Annotated in this window: 21 protein-coding genes and 1 pseudogene; 12 read left to right on the top strand and 10 right to left on the bottom strand. The window is 59.2% G+C overall.

Annotated features, from left to right (window positions below; translation table 11 throughout):
* The 3 genes and pseudogenes from J7412_RS13535 to J7412_RS13545 all read left to right on the top strand — a co-directional run.
* Window positions 1-661: pseudogene (locus J7412_RS13535) on the top strand (AMP-binding protein); the annotation flags it as partial.
* A gap of 368 nt (window positions 662-1029) precedes the next feature.
* Window positions 1030-1362, top strand: coding sequence for a hypothetical protein (locus J7412_RS13540; RefSeq protein WP_247743934.1), 333 nt, complete (start codon window positions 1030-1032; stop codon window positions 1360-1362).
* Window positions 1363-1803: 441 nt separating this feature from the next.
* Window positions 1804-2715 (top strand): DMT family transporter, encoded by a 912-nt coding sequence (locus J7412_RS13545; RefSeq protein WP_209079127.1) that lies wholly within the window; start codon window positions 1804-1806, stop codon window positions 2713-2715.
* Here J7412_RS13545 and J7412_RS13550 read toward each other — a convergent pair.
* The gene (locus J7412_RS13550) at window positions 2672-3298 is read right to left on the bottom strand and encodes a thiamine diphosphokinase (RefSeq protein ID WP_247743935.1); all 627 of its coding nucleotides are present in this window, start codon (window positions 3296-3298) and stop codon (window positions 2672-2674) included. The two genes, J7412_RS13545 and J7412_RS13550, sit on opposite strands and share 44 nt — an antisense overlap.
* Before the next feature lie 194 nt (window positions 3299-3492).
* Here J7412_RS13550 and J7412_RS13555 point away from each other — a divergent pair, with 194 nt between their 5' ends.
* Window positions 3493-6006: a hypothetical protein gene (locus tag J7412_RS13555; RefSeq protein ID WP_209079129.1), complete on the top strand. Its 2514-nt coding sequence runs from the start codon at window positions 3493-3495 to the stop codon at window positions 6004-6006.
* Window positions 6007-6086: 80 nt separating this feature from the next.
* On the opposite strand, the gene J7412_RS13560 is transcribed toward J7412_RS13555, so the two are convergent.
* The 6 genes from J7412_RS13560 to nthA all read right to left on the bottom strand — a co-directional run bounded on the left by J7412_RS13560 (window position 6087) and on the right by nthA (window position 10031).
* Window positions 6087-6554 (bottom strand): DCC1-like thiol-disulfide oxidoreductase family protein, encoded by a 468-nt coding sequence (locus J7412_RS13560; RefSeq protein ID WP_209079130.1) that lies wholly within the window; start codon window positions 6552-6554, stop codon window positions 6087-6089.
* Window positions 6555-6676: 122 nt separating this feature from the next.
* Window positions 6677-6922 carry a DUF2842 domain-containing protein gene (locus J7412_RS13565; RefSeq protein ID WP_209063145.1) on the bottom strand — a complete coding sequence of 82 codons (246 nt, stop codon included), beginning with the start codon at window positions 6920-6922 and terminating at the stop codon, window positions 6677-6679.
* Window positions 6923-6963: 41 nt separating this feature from the next.
* Window positions 6964-8277 (bottom strand): adenylosuccinate synthase, encoded by a 1314-nt coding sequence (locus tag J7412_RS13570; RefSeq protein ID WP_209079131.1) that lies wholly within the window; start codon window positions 8275-8277, stop codon window positions 6964-6966.
* 124 nt (window positions 8278-8401) lie between these two features.
* On the bottom strand, window positions 8402-8743 hold the full coding sequence (locus J7412_RS13575; RefSeq protein WP_209079132.1) for a nitrile hydratase accessory protein: 342 nt from the start codon (window positions 8741-8743) through the stop codon (window positions 8402-8404).
* Complete coding sequence (nthB, locus tag J7412_RS13580) at window positions 8740-9417, bottom strand: nitrile hydratase subunit beta (protein WP_209079133.1); 678 nt, start codon at window positions 9415-9417, stop codon at window positions 8740-8742. The genes J7412_RS13575 and nthB overlap by 4 nt, the downstream gene beginning before the upstream one ends.
* Complete coding sequence (gene nthA, locus J7412_RS13585) at window positions 9414-10031, bottom strand: nitrile hydratase subunit alpha (RefSeq protein WP_209079134.1); 618 nt, start codon at window positions 10029-10031, stop codon at window positions 9414-9416. Before nthA ends, nthB begins: the two co-directional genes overlap by 4 nt.
* Before the next feature lie 209 nt (window positions 10032-10240).
* Between nthA and secG the strand changes: the two genes are divergently transcribed.
* From secG to J7412_RS13625, 8 genes are all read left to right on the top strand, one after another.
* On the top strand, window positions 10241-10603 hold the full coding sequence (gene secG, locus J7412_RS13590) for a preprotein translocase subunit SecG (protein WP_209063154.1): 363 nt from the start codon (window positions 10241-10243) through the stop codon (window positions 10601-10603).
* A gap of 241 nt (window positions 10604-10844) precedes the next feature.
* Entirely contained in the window at window positions 10845-12488 is a 1644-nt protein-coding gene (locus tag J7412_RS13595; protein WP_209079135.1) for a CTP synthase, read from the top strand.
* 266 nt (window positions 12489-12754) lie between these two features.
* Window positions 12755-13624 (top strand): ATPase, encoded by an 870-nt coding sequence (locus tag J7412_RS13600; RefSeq protein ID WP_209079136.1) that lies wholly within the window; start codon window positions 12755-12757, stop codon window positions 13622-13624.
* Between the two features lie 39 nt (window positions 13625-13663).
* Window positions 13664-14608: a homoserine O-succinyltransferase gene (gene metA / locus J7412_RS13605; RefSeq protein WP_209063161.1), complete on the top strand. Its 945-nt coding sequence runs from the start codon at window positions 13664-13666 to the stop codon at window positions 14606-14608.
* 122 nt (window positions 14609-14730) lie between these two features.
* On the top strand, window positions 14731-15690 hold the full coding sequence (locus tag J7412_RS13610) for an alpha/beta hydrolase (RefSeq protein WP_209079137.1): 960 nt from the start codon (window positions 14731-14733) through the stop codon (window positions 15688-15690).
* Window positions 15691-15730: 40 nt separating this feature from the next.
* Window positions 15731-16600, top strand: a complete 870-nt coding sequence (gene ppk2 / locus J7412_RS13615) for a polyphosphate kinase 2 (RefSeq protein WP_209079138.1) — start codon at window positions 15731-15733, stop codon at window positions 16598-16600.
* Window positions 16593-17210 (top strand): TetR/AcrR family transcriptional regulator, encoded by a 618-nt coding sequence (locus J7412_RS13620; RefSeq protein ID WP_209063167.1) that lies wholly within the window; start codon window positions 16593-16595, stop codon window positions 17208-17210. Before ppk2 ends, J7412_RS13620 begins: the two co-directional genes overlap by 8 nt.
* Before the next feature lie 6 nt (window positions 17211-17216).
* The gene (locus J7412_RS13625; protein WP_209079139.1) at window positions 17217-17978 is read left to right on the top strand and encodes a hypothetical protein; all 762 of its coding nucleotides are present in this window, start codon (window positions 17217-17219) and stop codon (window positions 17976-17978) included.
* A gap of 27 nt (window positions 17979-18005) precedes the next feature.
* Here the strand turns inward: J7412_RS13625 and J7412_RS13630 are convergent, their stop codons facing one another.
* From J7412_RS13630 to J7412_RS13640, 3 genes are read right to left on the bottom strand one after another with little or no spacing between them, the layout of a single operon-like run.
* On the bottom strand, window positions 18006-18497 hold the full coding sequence (locus tag J7412_RS13630; RefSeq protein WP_209079140.1) for a hypothetical protein: 492 nt from the start codon (window positions 18495-18497) through the stop codon (window positions 18006-18008).
* On the bottom strand, window positions 18485-19372 hold the full coding sequence (locus tag J7412_RS13635; protein ID WP_209079141.1) for a DUF3365 domain-containing protein: 888 nt from the start codon (window positions 19370-19372) through the stop codon (window positions 18485-18487). The genes J7412_RS13630 and J7412_RS13635 overlap by 13 nt, the downstream gene beginning before the upstream one ends.
* Window positions 19369-20043: a cytochrome c3 family protein gene (locus tag J7412_RS13640; protein WP_209079142.1), complete on the bottom strand. Its 675-nt coding sequence runs from the start codon at window positions 20041-20043 to the stop codon at window positions 19369-19371. The genes J7412_RS13635 and J7412_RS13640 overlap by 4 nt, the downstream gene beginning before the upstream one ends.
* Window positions 20044-20046 lie beyond the last annotated feature (3 nt).

Consider the following 20046-nt stretch of genomic DNA (forward strand, 5'->3'; position numbering starts at 1 on the left):
CACCAAACCGGGTGCGGCTATGAAGCCTTTCTTTGGCGTCGCCCCTGTGGTGCTGGATCCGCAGTCCGGCGAGGAAATCAGCGGCAATGATGTGGAAGGTGTGCTGGCCATTGCCGACAGCTGGCCCAGCCAGATGCGCACCGTCTGGGGCGATCACGAGCGTTTTGAGAAGACCTATTTCTCTGATTACAAAGGCTATTACTTCGCCGGTGACGGCTGCCGCCGCGACGCCGATGGCGACTATTGGATCACCGGGCGTGTGGATGATGTGATCAACGTCTCAGGCCACCGTATGGGCACAGCAGAGGTCGAAAGCGCGCTGGTGGCGCACGCCGCCGTGGCCGAGGCCGCTGTGGTCGGCTACCCCCATGACATCAAGGGCCAAGGCATCTACTGCTACGTGACCCTGATGAATGACCGCGAACCGTCAGATGAGCTGCGCACAGAGCTGCGCAACTGGGTGCGCACGGAAATCGGCCCGATTGCCAGCCCCGATCTGATCCAATGGGCGCCCGGTCTGCCCAAGACCCGCTCCGGCAAAATCATGCGCCGCATCCTGCGCAAGATCGCAGAAAACGACTACGGCGCGCTGGGGGATACTTCCACGCTGGCCGATCCAGCCGTCGTCGATGATCTTATTGAAAACCGCATGAACCGATAGACCTTCCCGAGCCGGGCGCACACTCCAGCGCCCGGATCACTCCCTGTCGGGCTGGCCCTCGCGTCAGCCCGTTTTTTTTGGAGGAGAGGAGTGGTTTGCGCGAATGGTTTGCAACCTGGCTTGCCACTAAAGCGCGAGGAAAAGTGGCTTTGAGCCCGAAGTGACGAATGCCGCGTCGATCACCAAAGACTGCTGTGCGCAGAAAGCCGGCAAAACTGTGCACCCTGATCACAATCATAGATACCGTTGCGAACCGGCACACTCGGACACAGTTGCTCACTCAACGTTAGAATATTCTTTCACCGTATTGCTTTTGTCAGGCGGCTCTGACACTTTTTGATTGAATTTCAATAAGATTGGAACTTTGGATGACTTCTAGAACTACAGTAATTGGAGCTGTTGCAGTTGCGTTTTTTGCGGCGTCGGTTGGGCCTGTTGTTGCGCAGGACAAGCGCGTCCGAATTCAGAACGAAACCGGTTATGTCATGGTTGAGTTCTATGGATCGAATGCGGGGACGGACGATTGGGAAGAAGATATTCTGGGCGCCGACATTCTCCCACCCGGGGGTTCGGTGCGGGTAAATTTCGAGGATGGCACCGGATACTGCATGTTTGACTTCAAGGCTGTGTTCGAAGACGGAGACGTTCTCACGCGCTCTGGTGTTGACGTATGCAAGACGGGCACCTTCACCTACAACTGATTGGAACGCAGGCTCTACTGGGTCGAAACCCACGCGCCGAGCCTCAGTGTCTAATCCAAAACGCGATCCTTGAGTGCCTTTGAGCAGTTCATCGACATGCACTTAAATTAGATCGTCTTGGACAGCGGGTAGCCCAAGAGACTCGGCATCTTTCTGTGGCGAATTCTTGAACGGTCGTTTTGTCATTTCGCGGGACGTTGAGGAATTCGCCAAAAAGCTTCGTGCCACAACCCGTTGGCAAATCTCGCTATGAGTTTTTCCGGTCTTCGGTCGTGAACCGAAGACCGGACATCCAGTGAAAACTGGTGGCACGGCAGCTTTGCCTCGCAAAGCCAAATGTCAGACCAGAACCGCGCGCCCCCAAAGACCAAGACAATCTACCTTAGGCGTGTCTCCCCCAAACCAGTTGAACAACCGTTCACTCCTCCCTAACCTGCCCCAATGTCCCATGCTGATCGCCCGCTTCTCGGCATCCTGTTGATGCTTGGCTTCTGTGTGCTTGCCCCGCTGGGCGATGCCACGGCAAAGCTGCTGTCCAACGTCCTGCCGCTGGGCATGCTCATCCTTGTGCGCTTCTCCATTCAGGCCGCGATCCTGATCCCGATTGTCATCGCAACCCGCCGTCCGTGGCGCTTGCGGCCACAGCTGATGGGCCTCGTGATCTGGCGCACGCTTTTGCATATGGCGGGCATCGGCTGCATGTTCACCGCCCTGCGCTATCTGCCGCTGGCCGATGCGGTGGCCATCGCCTTTGTCATGCCGTTCATCATGCTGATGCTGGGAAAATACGTTCTGGGCGAAGAGGTTGGCCTGCGCCGCCTGATGGCCTGCATCGTCGGCTTTTCCGGCACGCTGATGGTGATCCAACCGAGCTTTGTGGAGGTCGGCGCGCCCGCGTTGCTGCCGCTGGCCGTGGCAGTGATCTTTGCGCTCTTTATGCTGGTCACCCGCCAGATCGCCAAAGAGGTTGACCCCATCGCCCTGCAGGCAACCAACGGAGTGATTGCCACTGCACTCCTGCTTCCGGCCCTGCTGATCGGCCATCAGCTTGGCGTGGCAGAGCTCTCCTTCATCCGCCCCACCGGCAACACATGGGGGCTTTTGCTGCTGATCGGGCTGCTCGGCACCGTGGGCCATCTCTTCATGTCGTGGTCCCTGCGCTATGCGCCCTCCACCACGCTCGCCTCCATCCAATATGTCGAGATCCCCTTTGCCGCGCTGGTGGGCTGGCTGATCTTTGGCGACTGGCCCAATACGCTGGCCTCGCTGGGCATCTGTGTCACCATGGGCGCCGGGCTTTATGTGATCTTCAGGGAGCGAGCCAGCCTTCGGACGTCGCCAGAAGCTGGCTGACCAGCAGCCCCAGATGCGCCTTGGGCAGGATCAACAGCATCGCCGGCGCCTCAACCTCCAGCTGCACAGCTCCGGTGGCCTCATTGGAGGTGCCCACCATGCCATCCGGTGCAAAGCCGATCCCGTCAATCGGCCACTTCAGTCCCTCTGAGCGCCCCTGCACCGCGCGCATGGGAAACAGTGACACCCGCGTGCCTGCGGCCAGAGGCAGCGACAGCTTTGGCGGCAGAAGACAGACCACATCGCTTTCCCCGATGATAACACAACGCCGATCCGCATGCCGCACCAGAGCATTATAGCAGGCCAGCTCATGATCCACCCGCGCGCCGGTAAAGCCCACCGCCAGCACCAGTGGTGCAGAAATATGCCGCAAAGCTTTGTCAAAATCCGTGCTATCTTGTTCTGAAACAAAAATTAACTGTTCTGGCGGTATCGATTCTCGCATGTTCTTTGGAAGCGAATCCAGATCCCCGATCACCACCTCCGGCATGTGCCCGGCGCTCAGGCAATGGGCTGCCCCGCCATCCGCCGCCACAAGGGTTGGGCCCAGTTCCAGGGCCACAGACAGGTCGGACGGTTCCAAAGAACCCGCCCCCGCCAAGGTTATTGGTGCAAATTTTTGAAGAATTTGGCACATATTGTGGTCGCCCCCCTATCCCCGCGTAGTTGGACACATTTTCGCCCCAAAATCATACTCTAAGTTTCACAGATTCGTTCACGTTTCGACGTTCCTTGAGTGATAGTTTGGTTGCTGAGTAGTGCAAAGGACCCGCAAAGATGGTTACGAATAACAAAGTACTCACGGTTTCATACGGGACGTTCTCCTGCACCCTTGAAGGGTTTGAGGAGTCGTTTGACACAATGAAAGCCATCGCTGAGTACTTCCGCGATCTGGCCGCGGATGATCGGTACTTTGGTGCCGAGCCTCCCACCCCGGACGCTGAAATGCTTGCCCGTATTGCGGAGAAAGAAATTGCCCGCCGCGTGAGCGCACGTATGGATCAGGGCACCATCGTTCTGAGCACCAATGCACCGCAAGCCGCCGAAGCCCCGGCACCTGTTCAAGCACCTGTTGCAGAAGCTCCCGTAGCAGCCCCTGCCCCCGCAGCACCCGCCGCCGCTGCTCCTGTGCAAGCGCCGGTCGAAGCACCAGCGCCTGCCCCAGTTGCCGAAACTCCAGCTCCCGCACCGGTTGAGCCTGATGTTGTTGAGCCTGAGCTCGAAGACATCGCGGCCGCAGAAGAAATCGCTGTTGTGGCAGAGGCCGAAGCCACCCCTGTTTCTGCACCTGTCGCTGAAGACACGCCCCAAAAGGACGTGATCGAGGCCGAGGCCGCTCCAAGCGTGACAGACAGCGTGCTTGCCGTCATCGCAGACGACACGCTCGACACCCCTGCGACCGACGATGCAAACGCCTTCATCGAAGACACGCCTGAGGACGCCGCCGAAGAGACTCCGATCAACCTCGGCGCCATCGCCGCCGCGGTGAATGCCGATGTGGCTGAGGACGATCTGGCGGAAGAGGTTGTTGAAGAGACGGTCGAAGAGCTTTCCGCAGCAGAAGACGTGGCTGAAGAGGCCGCGGAGCTTGCAGACGAAGACACCGTTGAAACCGCCGCGGAAGACAATGCTGAGGATCTGGCCGAAGAGCTGACGGAAGAAGTCGCCGAGGAAGTTGACGCGCTCGACATTTCCGATGAAGCAGACGCCCCACTGATCTTGGAGAACGCGGTAGAAGACACCGTTGATCCTTTCGCCACTGAGGCAGATGAGGCTCCTGAAGCCGTCGCCGACGCAGAGGTGCGCGAAGAGGCAGACGCCGACGACGAACCTGAAGTTGCCGACCTGTCTGACTGGGACGAAGACGAGGCAGACAGCGCTGCCTATGAGGAAAACTCCATCGCGGCCAAGCTGGAGCGCATCCGCGCCGTTGTCTCCCGCGCCGACAGCGCCAAAGCTGACGCCACCCCGATGGAAGCGGACGCCGAGGAAGACGGCGAGACCGCTGCAGACGGCAACATTTTTGAAGAAGACGCCGCGCTTTATCAGGACGTCGCACCTGTAGAGCAGACTGCGGCTGAGGAAGTGGCAAACGCCCCAGCCTCTGAGGATGTGCTGTCAGAAGACGACTTCGCCGCCGTCACTGAAGCGGTTGCCGAAGCGGATCCCCAGATCGAAGACGACGCGCCGGAAGCAGAGGACAAAATCGCTGCTGAGGCCACAGAAGAGGCCGAACACGCCGCTGATGCCGAAGCAGAAGCCCAGCCGCTGCGCGCCCGCGTCGTGCGCATGAAAAAGGCCGACTTCGAAGAAGCGGTTGCCGCCGGTCTGCTGGAAGCGGAACCTGTGGATGAGGACGAAGAGGAAACCGCCGAGGCGGCCCCAACCTCCAGCCTGACACCCGAAGACGAAGCGGATCTGCTTTCTGAGCTGGCCAAAGTGCAAGCCGAACTCAAAGAGGCAGACGCCGTCGCAGCTCCGGAAAAAGAAGAAAACCTCTTTGCCGAAGACCTCTCTGAGGACTCCGCCGCAGAGGCCGAAGAGGAAGCCGCCGCCCCCGCACCAGAACGCCCACAGCAGCCTGAGCCAGATCTCAGCCGTCTGATGGCCAAAGCGGACAGCGAAATGCAGGAACCTGCGGGCAAAGGCCGCCGCAGCGCAATCGCGCATCTGCGCGCCGCAGTAGCTGCCACCCGCGCCGAAAAACACGCCGTTGCGAACAAGAGCAAAGACGGCACAACCGCCTACCGCAGCGATCTCGCCAGCGTTGTGCGCGCCGCCACAGGTGGCGCCAAATCCGCAGCCGCCCCGCTGAAACTGGTGGCTGCCCAGCGTGTCGACACGCCCGCCGAGGCCGAAGAAAAATCCGCTCAACCAGAGAGCACTGCCCCCAAGAAAGCGCCGCGCCGCATCCCTGTTCGCCCGCGTCGCATTTCCGCTGATCAGGTCGACCGCGAAGAAGCTGCACGCGCGGCGGCTCCGGTCAGCTCGGGCAGCTCTGCGATGAGCGGATTTTTGGACTACGCCAAATCCGTTGGCGCCACCCAGCTGCCGGAAAGCGTTGAGGCCGCAGCGGCCTATCTGACCTATGTGGAAGGTCTGGACCGCTTCACCCGCCCGATGCTGATGCGTATGGCCCGCGAAGTGAACATCCCGCAGTTCTCCCGCGAAGAGGGTCTGCGCAGCTTCGGCCAACTCCTGCGCCAGCAAAAGATCGACAAACTCGCCGGTGGCCGTTTCACCGCCAACCAAGCGATCAACTTCCAGCCCCGCGACCGCGAAGCGGGCTGATTTTTACTTTAAAAAGACGAGAGAACCCCGGCCGTTGGTCGGGGTTTTTGCTTTAAAGTCAGAGGTTAACGTGAGGCTTTTCACTCCAGCAACAACCTCGCCTTTAGCCGTGCATCCGGCAGCGCGCACATATCAGCGCGGCCAAACAGCGCATAGCGGTTGCGCGCAATGCGGCGGTAAATCCAATCCTGAACCGCACGCGGCAGAAGCCTCAGAGGCCACATCAGATGGCCCACGCCACCCACCTCGGTCCCGACCCGAATGACGGCATCAAGCGAGCTGTAAGCGCGCCCATCAACAATCAGAAGCCAGCTTTCCGGATCATCCGGCCGCAAGCCATAATGCGCCAAAAGCGCGGTGCCCAGCGCGGTCTGTCCGGGGCAAATCCGAAACCGCTCGGCGCGATCAAACCGCGCAATCATCCGCGCCCCAAAACTGCACAGCGCACAGTCCCCGTCCATCACGACAATGGGTCCGCTGTCCTCAAAATCCGGGATCGCGGGATCGTCGCGGTAAGAAAACGCGGTGCGTTCTGGAAGCTGCGCCATGGCCCTTGCCTCTCCTGTCTGGCTATAGCTTTGCAAACCCCGGCCTGCCCCGCAACCCCGCAGCAAAAACGAAAACGGCGACACAAAGGTGTCGCCGCTCTCTCTATCAATTTAGGTCGCGCTTATTGCGGATCATCGTCAAACCGATGCGGCGCGGCATTGGGGTCTTCTTGGCCGATGCCTTTGAAAACCGACTTGAACGGCAGGATCCAGACAATCCCCAGCCCGACATAGAGCGCCAGCGTCCCGATGAAGGAGTTTGGCGAAAGCGTCGTGGCCAGAACGGACGCCAGGATGATGTAGATCGGCAGCCCCACCACGAGAACCAAAAGCGCAACGCGCCGCCGTGCCTTGTAGCTCAGTGCCATCTCACTCTCTCCCTTCCGCGACCTTCAAATCAACTACGCGATCAATCCGCAAACGGATCGGTCACCAGAATGGTGTCTTCCCGTTCCGGGCTGGTGGAGAGCAGTGCCACAGGGCATTCGATCAGCTCTTCCACGCGTTTCACGTATTTGATCGCATTCGCCGGCAGGTCATTCCAGCTGCGCGCGCCTTCGGTGCTTTCGCTCCAACCGTCGATCTCTTCATAGATCGGCTTGCAGCGCGCCTGCTGATCCGCCGCTGTGGGCAGGTAGTCCAGCGTTTCGCCGTCCAGCTCATAGCCCACGCAGATTTTCAGCGTCTCAAAGCCGTCCAGAACATCGAGCTTGGTCAGACAGATACCTTTGATGCCGGAAGTTGCACAGGTCTGACGCACCAGCGCGGCGTCAAACCAGCCACAACGGCGCTGACGGCCGGTGGTGGTGCCAAACTCATGGCCACGGGTGCCAAGGCGCTCGCCATCCGCATCCGGTGTGCCGTCTTCTTTCAGCAGCTCGGTTGGGAACGGGCCTTCACCCACGCGGGTGGTGTAAGCTTTCACAATGCCCAGCACGTAGTCGATGGAACCCGGGCCAATGCCGACACCGGTGGCCGCCTGGCCTGCGATCACATTGGAGGAGGTCACAAAAGGATATGTGCCAAAATCTATGTCCAGAAGCGCGCCTTGTGCGCCTTCAAACAGGATACGCTTGCCTGCTTTACGCTTCTCGTTCAGCACCTTCCAGACAGGCGCTGCATAAGGCAGGATTTCTGCCGCAATCTCTTTGAGCTGAGCAATCAGCGCGTCACGGTCAATCGGCTCCACGCCCAAACCTTTGCGCAGCGGATCATGATGCTGCAGCGCACGGTCCACACGGGCTTCCAGCGTGGCCTCATCCGCAAGGTCTGCCACACGGATCGCACGGCGGCCCACTTTGTCTTCATAGGCCGGGCCAATGCCGCGACCGGTGGTGCCAATCTTGGTGCCTTTGGAGGCGGCTTCCTCGCGCGCCCGGTCCAGCTCACCGTGGAATGGCATGATCAGCGGGGTGTTTTCCGCGATCATCAGGGTCTCAGGGGAAATCTCAACACCCTGCTCACGCACGGTCGCAATCTCTTTGATCAGGTGCCACGGGTCCAGCACCACACCATTGCCGATCACCGACAGCTTGCCACCGCGCACAACGCCAGACGGCAGCGCGTGCAGCTTGTAGACTTTCCCGTCGATTACCAACGTATGGCCAGCGTTATGTCCACCTTGGAAACGTGCGATCACATCGGCACGCTCGCTGAGCCAGTCGACGATCTTGCCTTTTCCCTCGTCGCCCCACTGAGCGCCTACAACAACAACATTGGCCATATCCGGTCCTTTGCAGAGAGTTCAAACCCGCGCCCTTTTAGCGATGTTGATGCAGGTGCGAAACCGCAAACTGCGCCAAAGCGCGTAAGTGCCGCAATTTCTCTGACAGAACGCGCAAATGGCCTCAGCCCGCGCCTTCTCCCGCCGCCAAGTGGACTGGCGCCCCATGTGGCGTGTTCAGATAAGCCCGTGTCCAGCTCTCTTTCAGATCACGCAAAACCGCGGCCTGCGCCAATCCCAGATCCTGCAAGAACCCTTCCAGCGTTTCCAGCCAGGCGTTGAAGTAGTCTTCCCCGCCATCAAGCTCCTTGGCCAGCCCATGGGCTTTTAACGTGGCCCCAAAGCGCTCGGCCCAATCCGGCCAGCCAAAATGCCCTGCCTCATTCAGCGCGACAGTCAGCGCGAAAAGCTGCGCATGCCAGGGCGCATCAAACGCAGGCTCAGGCTTGCCACCGCACCACGTCATTTTGCGGGCTCCAGATAGCTCTCCCACAGGTCCAGCACGACCTCATCACGCGGGTCAGCCTCCGCGCCCCAGAGCTCCTGCGCCGAAAAACGCACCGCATAAAGCGGCTCAGCCGCCTCGCCCTGAAAATGCGCATTGCTGTCAGGAAACACATGTGCGCCATGCCGCAGGACCACTTCGCCTTTGGCCCCGCTGGCGTAGGCCGGCAGGCGTGTGTGCCCGCCCTGCACCATCACATTGCGCGCAGGCCGCCGGGTCTGCACATTTGCGCCCACCGCAAACTGCGGCGCAGCGGCCTCCCGTGTATAGGGGCTGCCATTCATCAGCGCGCCTGTGACCGAACCGGGCTTTGCCGCACGATCCGCCACGGGAGAGACACCTTCCGCCTGCCCACCGGCAAGCTCCGCTTCCGTCAGAATCCCGCGCGCCACCATCAGATCCGCAAGGCCGCCCATCCATTTCTCATAATAAGAGAACCGCGTGTAATCCTCAGGGCTCAGCAGCTCGCGTGCATGGCGGGAGGCATCAATGTTCCACTGCCCCAGAAAGCCACAGGCCACGTTCAGAGCCAGTGCCCGTTTGTGCCACTCCTTGGCCTCTGCAAACTCATAGCCATCCGTCGGGTCCACCGGCCCGGTGCCCAGACGCCCGCCCATATCATGTATCCGGCTCATGTCTCTGGCTCCCTCGCCAAGGCAGTGCCGATCATGCTGTCCCGCGTGATCAGCTCCGCCAGCGCCGTCTCGCTCATGCCCTCAGTGCCAGCGGGCCGCTGTGGCACCACCAGATAGCGTACCTCCGCCGTACTGTCCCAGACACGCACCTTCTGACCTTCCGGCAAGGTCACACCAAATTCTTCCAGCACTTTGCGCGGCTCCCGGACCGAACGCGCACGGTAGGCGTCTGACTTGTACCACCCCGGCGGAATGCCCAAAAGCGGCCACGGGTAACAGCTGCACAGCGTGCAAACGACCATATTGTGGGTCTCATCGGTGTTTTCGACAAACACCATATGCTCGCCTTGCCGCCCATAAAGCCCCATCTCGCGCAGCGTTGGCATCGGATCGGCCATCATCTGCGCATGAAACTCAGCGTCCGCCCACATCTTTGCCACCACCTTGGCACCGTTCTGCGGACCAATCTTGTTCTGATAAAGATCAATGATCTCATCCAAAGCGGCCGGATCAACCAAACCTTTGTCCGTCAACAATGTTTCCAGCGCCTTCACCCGCAAAGCAGGGTCAGAAGGCAAATGTGAATGCGGGTGGTCTACGTGATCATGTGGCATGGGCCGGAGCCTGCCACGGGCTCTTAAACCTGTCCAGTCACCTCATTGGCATGGCACGATTATTGCCCTTTCAGCACGCCTCAACGCCCCAGCAACACCCCGTCAACACTGTGTTCGCGCAAGAGCCGCGCGAAACCACCTTGCCCCCCGCGCCAAACTTGCCTACATACCCCGCTAACAAAACCGAACGCTCGCTTTTACAGGTCCCAATGGAAAACGTTGTCCTCATCATCCACCTTCTTCTTGCTCTGGCGCTGATTGGCGTCGTTCTGATGCAGCGTTCCGAGGGCGGTGGCCTTGGCATGGGCGGCGGCGGCGGTGCCGTATCCGGCCGCGCAGCTGCAACCGCGCTGACACGTGTGACCTGGATCCTGGCGGGCGCGTTCATCTGTACATCGATCGCCCTGACCGTGATCGCAGCGAAAAACTCCGCATCCAGCTCTGTGTTTGACCGTCTGGGCACCGAAGCCCCTGCGGCAGAGCAAACCGCGCCGACACTGCCGGGTGCTGGCGACTCGCTGCTGCCACCGTCTGAAGGCGACAACGCGCCGCTGGTGCCGCGCGCCGACTGATCTCTGGCCCAAAGGGCTGGCTGACGTGGCCCTCCTTTGGGGGCCACAACTATTTTTGCCCCCTGCGGGCACCACCATAGCTTGAGGCACGAAAGCCGACCGCAACAGCATCTTGCGGTCCGGTTGCCTTCTTGCTGCGAATCCTATATAAATTAAGTCCCGTGATGCTGGGTCATTTGGCGGTGTGAATCGCCTCGGCTTGGGCGCTGCTAAATCGACAATCACGGGGGACGCCAGAGGCATGGCTCGCTACATTTTCATTACGGGTGGGGTTGTTTCATCGCTGGGCAAAGGCCTGGCATCAGCCGCATTGGGCGCGCTTCTGCAAGCGCGGGGATACACAGTGCGTCTGCGCAAACTGGATCCCTATCTGAACGTTGATCCGGGCACCATGTCTCCGTTTGAACACGGCGAGGTCTTTGTGACCGACGATGGCGCCGAAACCGATCTCGACCTCGGCCACTACGAGCGGTTCACCGGCGTGCCTGCCCGCATGACCGATTCCGTCTCCTCCGGCCGCATCTACTCCAACGTGCTGGAGAAAGAGCGCCGTGGCGACTATCTCGGCAAAACCATTCAGGTCGTGCCGCACGTCACCAACGAGATCAAAGACTTCCTGCATGTGGGCGACGGCGAAGTTGACTTCATGCTCTGTGAAATCGGCGGCACCGTGGGCGACATCGAAGGTCTGCCTTTCTTTGAAGCCATCCGCCAATTTGCCCATGACAAACCCCGTGGCGATGCGATCTTCATGCACCTCACCCTGCTGCCCTATCTCGCAGCCTCCGGCGAGCTGAAGACAAAGCCAACCCAGCACTCCGTGAAAGAGCTGCAATCCATCGGTATCGCGCCTGACATTCTGGTCTGCCGCTCCGAGCAGCCGATCCCGGAAAAAGAGCGCGGCAAAATCGCCCTGTTCTGTAACGTGCGCAAAGAGGCCGTTGTGCCCGCCTACGATCTGAAGTCCATCTATGAGGCACCACTGGCCTATCACCGTGAAGGTCTGGATCAGGCGGTTCTGGATGCCTTTGGCATCGCTCCGGCCCCACGCCCTGACCTCTCCGTCTGGGAAGACGTCAACGACCGTCTGCACAACACCGACGGTCAGGTGAATGTCGCCATCGTTGGCAAATACACCCAGCTCGAAGACGCCTATAAGTCGATCAAAGAAGCGCTCACCCACGGCGGCATGGCCAACCGTGTGAAAGTGAAGGTCAGCTGGGTCGACGCCGAGGTCTTTGACAAGGGTGACGCAGCCCCGCATCTGGAAGGCTATGATGCCATTCTGGTGCCCGGCGGCTTTGGCGAGCGCGGCACCGAAGGCAAGATCAAAGCGGCGCAATATGCGCGTGAGCACAAGATCCCCTACCTCGGCATCTGCCTCGGCATGCAAATGGCTGTGATCGAAGCGGCCCGCAACAAGGCTGGCATCGATACTGCAGGCTCCGAAGAGTTCGACCACGAAGCTGGCGGCAAGCGTTTTGAGCCGGTGGTCTACCACCTCAAGGAATGGGTGCAGGGCAACGCCAAGGTCACCCGCAAGGCGTCTGACAACAAAGGCGGCACCATGCGTCTTGGCGCCTATGACGCGGCCCTCACCGAAGGCTCCAAAGTGGCCGAGGTCTACGGCAGCACGGCGATCGAAGAGCGTCACCGTCACCGCTATGAAGTCGACATCAAATACCGCGAACAGCTTGAGGCCTGCGGCCTGCGCTTCTCCGGCATGAGCCCTGATGGCCGCCTGCCGGAAATCGTGGAGTGGGAAGACCACCCATGGTTCATCGGTGTGCAGTTCCACCCGGAGCTGAAGTCCAAGCCGTTTGATCCGCACCCCCTCTTCCGCGACTTTGTGCGCGCCGCCAAAGACAACTCGCGGCTGGTCTGATCACTGACCAAAAATCAGACAAAACCAACACCAAGGGCATGACGCAGGTCATGCCCTTTTCTTTTCCGGCGGTGCGCAAATCCACGCAACGCGCGGTGCCGTAACCAATTTTCGGACGCGATTTTCGCACCTCCGCGATACAGCCGCGATAGCGACGCAATACCGACACGAGATTTCATGGTTAACGCCCCCCGTTGCGCGATTGCGTTTGACCCCTCTGCCCGCGCGCAGTACCACCATGGGCGCAAGACAAAGGGGACCCGCCCATGATCTACAAATCGGCGCAAGACTGGCTTGATGCGGCACAGAAAAAAGTGCTGCTCTTCGGCATGTCAGGTTTGGGAAAAACGCATATTTCCAACGCCCTGCGGGACAACGGCGACTGGTTCCACTACTCGGTCGATTATCGCATCGGCACCCGCTACATGGGCGAGCACATTGCCGACAACGCCAAGCGCGAGGCGATGAAAGTGCCCTTTCTGCGCGAGCTCCTGATGACGGATTCGATCTACATCGGCTCCAACATCACCTTCAACAACCTCGCGCCGCTCTCCACCTACCTTGGCAAACCGGGCAACCCGGACCAGGGCGGTCTGCCGTTTGCCGAATACATGGCGCGGCAGGAGCAACATCGCACGGCAGAGATTGCCGCATTGATGGATACCAAACTCTTTATCAACCGCGCGCACGACCTCTACGGCTACGACCATTTTGTCTGCGACACCGGTGGATCGATCTGCGAGGTGGTTGATCCTGAGGACTCGACGGACCCGGTGATGACCGCCCTGTCTGAGACCACGCTGATGGTCTGGCTCAAGGGCACCGAATCCCATACCGAGGCCTTGGTAAAGCGCTTTGATCGCGACCCTAAGCCTATGTATTACCAGCCGGAATTCCTTCTGTCCGCGTGGAGCGACTATCTCGGCGAAACCGGCCAGACCGAAAGCAGCGTTGATCCTGACGCCTTCGTGCGCTGGACCTATGCCCGCGCACTCGCGCACCGCCAGCCGCGCTATGCCGCCATGGCCAAATGGGGCATCACGATCACGCCCGAAAGCGTTGCAACCGTTGCCACAGCCGATGATTTCAATCATGTGATCGCCAGCGCCCTTGAGGACCAGGCCCGCGCCGCTTAAGTATCGCCCTTCCTGACATTCAGAGTTTAAGAGACCGACATGCCTATCAAGATCCCCGCCGACCTACCCGCCTTTGACGTGCTCAAGCACGAAGGCGTCATGGTCATGGCCGAAGATCAAGCGGCCCGTCAGGACATCCGCCCCATGCGCATCGGGCTTCTGAACCTGATGCCCAAGAAAATTCAGACCGAAAACCAGTTCGCCCGCCTGATCGGTGCCACGCCGTTGCAGATCGAACTCTCGCTCATCCGCATGAGCGAGCACAAAACCCGCAACACCGCCGCCGAGCATATGGCAGAGTTTTACCGGCCTTTTCAGGATGTTAAAGCCAGCGGAGAGAAGTTTGACGGGCTGATCATCACCGGCGCGCCCATCGAGCATATGCCCTTTGATGATGTGACCTACTGGGAAGAGCTCTGCGAAGTCTTTGACTGGACCCGCACACATGTGCACTCCACCTTTGGCGTCTGCTGGGGTGGCATGGCGATGATCAACTATTTCCACGGCGTCAAAAAACACCTGCTCGATCACAAGGCCTTTGGCTGTTTCCGCCATCAGAATCTGGCCGAAGCCTCGCCCTATTTGCGTGGCTTTTCAGACGATTGCGTGATCCCGGTCAGCCGCTGGACCGAAATCCGTCAGGATGAAATCGACGCCCGGCCAGAGCTGAACACCCTGCTCTACAGCGCCGACGTCGGCCCTTGTCTCGTGGAGGCACCTGAAAGCCGAGATCTCTTTATTTTCAACCACTTCGAATACGACAGTGACACGTTGAAACAAGAGTATGACCGCGACGTAGCCGAGGGCACACCCATCAACGTGCCGATGAATTACTACCCGGACGACAATCCCGCCAACCCACCGCAGAACCGCTGGCGCAGCCACGCGCATCTGCTTTACGGCAACTGGATCTCCGAGATTTATCACACCACGCCGTTTGACATGAGCCGCATCGGCCAGGAGATCACCGACCTGCGCGGCTAACCCCCGCGCAGCCTCCCGTTGCGTCACCCGCGCAATTGTGAATCCCCTCATGCCCACAACTTTGGCTAGTCTATGGACAGATGCCCAGAGCGATCTGAGCGTCATTGACGGGAGGAAGAGACATGCTGCGGTGGATTGTCATACTTTGTTTGATCACGATTTTGGTCGTGAAAGCAGCCACTTGGTGGAAGGTCCAATCCCGCTTGAGAGCCGCACGAGAGAATTTCCCGCCTGAAGGGGCCTTTGTGGAGGTCGGCGGTCACCCCGTGCACTATGTTGCGCGTGGCAACCCTGAAAACCCAACTGTGGTGCTGATCCACGGCGCCTCCGGCAACACCCATGACTTCACCTTTGATTTTGTGGACCACCTCACCGACCGCTATCACGTCCTTGTCTTTGACCGCCCCGGCATGGGCCACACCCCGCCGCTCGCGCGCAAAGGCGTCACGCTCATTGATCAGGCCACGCTGCTGTCCTCCGCCGCAAAGATGCTTGGGGCGGACAATCCGATTGTTGTCGGCCAAAGCTTCGGCGGGGCGGTGACCATGGCCTGGGCCGTGCATCACCCCGACCACATCGCTGCCGCTGTTTCCATCGCCGGAGCAACATACCCGTGGCAAGGCCCTTTGAACCGGTTCTACAAACGTATCGCAAACCCTTGGAGTGGCCCAACAATCTCCCGTCTCATCGCAGCATGGGCCAGCGAGGAATACGTCGCCAAAAGCATCGCCGAGATCTTTGCCCCACAGGCCGCACCAGAAGGCTATGCAGAGGCCATTGCCGTGCCTCTGATCCTCCGCCCGCACTCCCTGATCGCCAATGCCCAGCAGCGTACCGACCTGCGAGAGGAGCTGCGCGCACTGGCACCACAGTATCAGAGCCTTAGCCTGCCAGTAGAGATCGTGCATGGTGACGCCGACACCATCGTTGGCCTGACAGTACACTCCACCCGCATGGTTGAGGACATTTCAGGCGCGCATCTTGTCACTCTGGAAGGTGTCGGGCATATGCCCCATCACACCAACCCCGACGAGATTGTCGCCGCCATCGACCGCGCCGCCACCCGCGCCGGATTGCACTAGGGCGCGATGCACCCCATATTGGGGAAAACGGAGATGTTTCATGGACTTGCCATTTGACGGTGCCATCAGCGCGTATTTCAAAGACGAGGCCCCCAAGCCCATACGCGATGCCATCAAAGGGGCGGACAAGAATGACATTCTCAGCGAAAGCTACCCCCACAAAGAGCGCCTGAGCCGCAAGACCTACGAGGCAGAGCTGGAAGCGCTGCAAATCGAACTGGTCAAGATGCAGCGCTGGGTCAAGGAAAGCGGCGCGCGCATCGCCATGGTCTTTGAGGGGCGCGATGCCGCGGGCAAAGGCGGCACCATCAAACGCTTTCGCGAAAACCTGAACCCACGCGGCGCGCGGGTTGTCGCGCTCTCAAAACCCACTGAGGCGGAACAATCCCAGTGGTATTTTCAGCGCTATATCAATCACCTGCCCTCCGGTGGCGAGATCACGTTCTTTGACCGCAGTTGGTACAACCGTGGCGTGGTCGAGAAGGTCTTTGGCTTTACCGAAGACGCAGATCGTGAACGATTCTTTCAGCAAACCCCGGCCTTTGAACAGGCGCTTGTGGATGACGGTGTGCATCTTTTCAAGTTCTGGCTCAACGTCGGCCGCGCAGAGCAGCTCCGCCGCTTTCTGGAGCGCGAGAAAGACCCGCTCAAGCAATGGAAACTCAGCTGGATTGATGTTGAAGGCCTCAAACGCTGGGATGCCTATACCAGCGCCATTGAGGAGACGCTTACACGCTGCCATGGCCTGCACACGCCCTGGACCGTGATCCGCTCTGATGACAAGCGCCGCGCGCGCCTCAATGCCATCCGCACGGTTCTGCACGCCTTGCCTTACGAAAGGAAAGACACGCAAGCTATTGGGAAGGTTGATACATCTGTGTGCGGCGGACCGGATATCTGGGATGCCTAAACGCGGATACCACCATGGCAACCTGCGCCAGGCGCTGGTCGAAGCAGCGCTGAGTCTCATCGAGGCAAAAGGCCCCACAGGCTTTACCCTGTCTGAGGCTGCCAAAACCGCAGGCGTCACACCAGCGGCGGTCTATCGCCATTTTGAAGGCCGCGAAGACCTGATCGCAGAGGCCGCCCGTCAAGGCTATGAGATCTTTGCCGACCTCATGCAATTCGCCTTTGATAAGGGTCAGCCATCCGCCCTCGCCTCTTTTGAAGCCACGGGGCGGGCCTATCTCGCCTTTGCCCGCAAATATCCCGGCCACTACATCGCCATGTTTGAAAGCGGCATTTCCGTCAACCGCACGCCAGAACTTGCCGCAGTCGCGACCCGCGCCCGAGGCGTTATGGAACACGCCGCCGCAGAGCTTTCCAAACATATCCCACCGGAAAAACGCCCACCCGCGAGCATGTTCTCCGCCCATGTCTGGGCCATGAGCCACGGTGTCGTCGAACTCTACGCACGCAACTCCCCCGGCACCCAAAGCCCCTTCGCGCCCGAAGACCTCTTGGAAAGTGGCATCGGCGTCTACCTGCGCGGCCTTGGTTTGATCGACAAGGATTTGTAAGCCGCAATGGATATTTTCACCATATTTCGCGGTGAGTTAACCTATCCGGATGGTTTCGCCTCCATGGTGAAACGCGCGCCCCAGCAGCGTGCCGAATACCACGGGATGCAGGCACTTCTGGAAGAGATCAGCCAAGGTGGCCTCGAGCAGCTCAAAGACCAAACCGCGCCGCCCACCGAAAATCTGGATATCGAAAACCTCGCTTCGGCAGCGGAGAAATTTCAGAACATTCAGGCAGAATTCTCAGGGCGCTCCCAACTGCTTGCTCTGCATGCGCTGGTCATCGCAGCCTCTCGACGCCGCAACACGCCACAGATCGCGCAGGATCTGTTTCAAAACTGCTGGCAAGATCACCCCAGGTTCCTTTTGGAAGAGCTGGACATGCGTTGGAAGCTCTCTGCCCTCCAGACCTTTCGCGACTTGGGAACAACCGAGGCACAGAGGCGATGCGCCGGAGAACTCATCATATTTTTCAACATGATGAAGCTCTATGAAACAGAGCGCCTCTATAGCGGCGCCTCCGCTGAGACCGCTTTTGATCCGAAAATTCGTAAAGGTAAAAAGCTTCCGCTCAAACTCACGCCCTATTCGCTCGTGCATGGAGATCTGGATCGCAATCTTTTGGGCATGCTGTGGCTCTCTGCAGAAGAAGACCCTGTGCTCGCGCCGCTGGCCTGCCATCTGCTCACAGAAATAAACCGCGATAAACGCAATATCTTTAGGCGCCTAAGGTTGATGCGCCGCGTGCTGAAGCGGCGTCGGAAATAGCCCCCCCACCAAGGCGCTTCGCCCGCGTCACTGATACGCAAGCGCCACCCAGATATGCACCCCGACCAGCGGGAAAAGCGCGGCTGACAGGCCGATATGGCTAAACAGCCAAACGAGATACATCCAATTCTTGCGATACCCAAGCACCGTGCGATTGAACACGCCTGTCACAGCGATAAAAAAGAACACCGTGCTCACACCCGTCATCCAGACATGCCCGAAACGCACCGCGTGCAAAGCAAAAACAAAGGTCGCCGCCACACCGACCCAGCGGTGGATGGTCAGGTTTTGCCGCATATGGCTGTTGTCTTTGCGCACACGTTTGGCAAACAGCACCCATTGATAGCCCAGCAGCCCCAGCAGCAAACACCCTGTCAGAACTTGCTGGCCAAAGCCTGAGAGAGGCGCAAGCAACCCCATCTTGATTTCAAAGAACAGAATGGTCGCAGCAAGGCTTAATCCCCAAACAGCCATCGCCGCATAGGGTACACGTTGCATGGTGGCGATCAAAATGCGCATGAGAGATCTCCTTCCATACTAGCCGCATTTGCAGCGCCAAATTGGGTTTCGCTCTCCTTGCTACGCTGACTGCGGAGCATGGTTTTGAGAATGCCATCAGAGACTTGCGATCGGACCTCGCCGACAAACACATTGGTCTCCGGCAGTTGATAGCTGTCTTTCGCGGGCCAGTGCGCTCCAACAACAGGCGCTTTCTCAAAGCCATCTGTTTTGGCCAGATAGGCGCTATATGTCCGCTCTACCGCAACAAACAACGCCTCGATGGTGGTCCAGAACTCCTCTGTAGAGAGCTGCGCGGAAGGATAGGTCCAGGTGGTGGCCCCCATCACATCATTGAGCTGCCAGTCTGTTTTGGGGCTGTCCTTATGCTCATTGTGGCAACTGACGCATGGCGCGACTGAGGCCAAATCCGGATACATCGCCACTTGGCCGGCCAGATGATCTTCTGAAAACACCGGTGCGCGCGTCTGTTTGAGTTGCTCAAACGCACGCATCTGCGCATCGGAGAAGAGATTTGAGGGATTGATCGGCGCATCAGAGCCCAAATAGAGCCCCAGACGCGGTGGTAACGCCTCCAGTTGCGCCGCCGTCTCCCGCAATAAGAGAGCGGGCAATGGCCCCTGCTCCACTCCGGGCTCCTGCCACTCTTCACCAAATTTGAGACCAGCGGCCATCCCTCCGCCCACGATGCGCTTGGTGTAGATGCCCCGCGCCGCCGCATTGATGTGATTGGCAACGGCAAACAGATCGGTGACCGGGTGCTGACAGTCGCTGACCCTTTCGCCGCCGTCTTTCAAAGGCGGCGGCGCCGTGGCGAAGAGATAGATCGCCAGACAGGTAAAACCGCCAAGCAAAACGATACGCAGCGTTGTCATTCCGTCCTCGCTTCATAGAGTTTTTCCTCCCCATAAGGATCAGGCCCTCCCAGAAAATATTGCCTGATCACCTCTGCTGGTATGGCCTCCGCGATATGAAACGGTGCCTTGATTGCATGATTGCCATGAAAGTCGTGACAGCCCAGACAGCTCTCCCACTTCTTTTGCTCGATGAGTATTTCATGTTTTATATCAATGGGATCATTCTTAACTTTGATCTCCTCATGACAGGCCTGACACACATCCACAGCGCTGTGTACGACCTGTTCACGGTGCTCAGAATGGCAGCCCAAACAGCTGCGCGCATCCATCATTTGTACCGCTTGCGCAAACCGTGGTTCCTGAAAACGATAGATCGGATGCCGCTCATTGGGACGTGCATGACAGGCCAAGCACGCCTTTGATGTCACCTCTTGATATCCAAAATCCACAGCCGTGGCGCGTGATCCAAACGCGTAGTGCAACTGCGCCTGTATCTGTTGCCGGATACTCCCCGTGCTTTTCACATGGCAGGCGTCGCAGGCGACCTCCGCATGACCTGAGATCAACGGCCCATGCGCCAGCACATGCTTGCTGTCCTGTGACAGCATCGCCAACCCGCCAAGCGCCACGGTTGGCACCGCAGCCATCAAGGCCAACAGGCGAACAACACGCGCAGATGGAGACACCATAAC

Origin of the sequence: Shimia sp. R9_3, from assembly GCF_017743755.1 — a bacterium.
Taxonomy (GTDB): Bacteria; Pseudomonadota; Alphaproteobacteria; order Rhodobacterales; family Rhodobacteraceae; genus Shimia.

What these genes read in the sequence shown, in the direction of transcription:
- J7412_RS13540 (WP_247743934.1), top strand. Translation starts at nt 1,030, where the DNA reads ATGACTTCTAGAACTACAGTAATTGGAGCTGTTGCAGTTGCGTTTTTT.
- J7412_RS13545 (WP_209079127.1), top strand. Translation starts at nt 1,804, where the DNA reads ATGTCCCATGCTGATCGCCCGCTTCTCGGCATCCTGTTGATGCTTGGC.
- J7412_RS13555 (WP_209079129.1), top strand. Translation starts at nt 3,493, where the DNA reads ATGGTTACGAATAACAAAGTACTCACGGTTTCATACGGGACGTTCTCC.
- J7412_RS13560 (WP_209079130.1), bottom strand. Translation starts at nt 6,554, where the DNA reads ATGGCGCAGCTTCCAGAACGCACCGCGTTTTCTTACCGCGACGATCCC.
- J7412_RS13565 (WP_209063145.1), bottom strand. Translation starts at nt 6,922, where the DNA reads ATGGCACTGAGCTACAAGGCACGGCGGCGCGTTGCGCTTTTGGTTCTC.
- J7412_RS13570 (WP_209079131.1), bottom strand. Translation starts at nt 8,277, where the DNA reads ATGGCCAATGTTGTTGTTGTAGGCGCTCAGTGGGGCGACGAGGGAAAA.
- J7412_RS13575 (WP_209079132.1), bottom strand. Translation starts at nt 8,743, where the DNA reads ATGACGTGGTGCGGTGGCAAGCCTGAGCCTGCGTTTGATGCGCCCTGG.
- nthB (WP_209079133.1), bottom strand. Translation starts at nt 9,417, where the DNA reads ATGAGCCGGATACATGATATGGGCGGGCGTCTGGGCACCGGGCCGGTG.
- nthA (WP_209079134.1), bottom strand. Translation starts at nt 10,031, where the DNA reads ATGCCACATGATCACGTAGACCACCCGCATTCACATTTGCCTTCTGAC.
- secG (WP_209063154.1), top strand. Translation starts at nt 10,241, where the DNA reads ATGGAAAACGTTGTCCTCATCATCCACCTTCTTCTTGCTCTGGCGCTG.
- J7412_RS13595 (WP_209079135.1), top strand. Translation starts at nt 10,845, where the DNA reads ATGGCTCGCTACATTTTCATTACGGGTGGGGTTGTTTCATCGCTGGGC.
- J7412_RS13600 (WP_209079136.1), top strand. Translation starts at nt 12,755, where the DNA reads ATGATCTACAAATCGGCGCAAGACTGGCTTGATGCGGCACAGAAAAAA.
- metA (WP_209063161.1), top strand. Translation starts at nt 13,664, where the DNA reads ATGCCTATCAAGATCCCCGCCGACCTACCCGCCTTTGACGTGCTCAAG.
- J7412_RS13610 (WP_209079137.1), top strand. Translation starts at nt 14,731, where the DNA reads ATGCTGCGGTGGATTGTCATACTTTGTTTGATCACGATTTTGGTCGTG.
- ppk2 (WP_209079138.1), top strand. Translation starts at nt 15,731, where the DNA reads ATGGACTTGCCATTTGACGGTGCCATCAGCGCGTATTTCAAAGACGAG.
- J7412_RS13620 (WP_209063167.1), top strand. Translation starts at nt 16,593, where the DNA reads ATGCCTAAACGCGGATACCACCATGGCAACCTGCGCCAGGCGCTGGTC.
- J7412_RS13625 (WP_209079139.1), top strand. Translation starts at nt 17,217, where the DNA reads ATGGATATTTTCACCATATTTCGCGGTGAGTTAACCTATCCGGATGGT.
- J7412_RS13630 (WP_209079140.1), bottom strand. Translation starts at nt 18,497, where the DNA reads ATGCGCATTTTGATCGCCACCATGCAACGTGTACCCTATGCGGCGATG.
- J7412_RS13635 (WP_209079141.1), bottom strand. Translation starts at nt 19,372, where the DNA reads ATGACAACGCTGCGTATCGTTTTGCTTGGCGGTTTTACCTGTCTGGCG.
- J7412_RS13640 (WP_209079142.1), bottom strand. Translation starts at nt 20,043, where the DNA reads ATGGTGTCTCCATCTGCGCGTGTTGTTCGCCTGTTGGCCTTGATGGCT.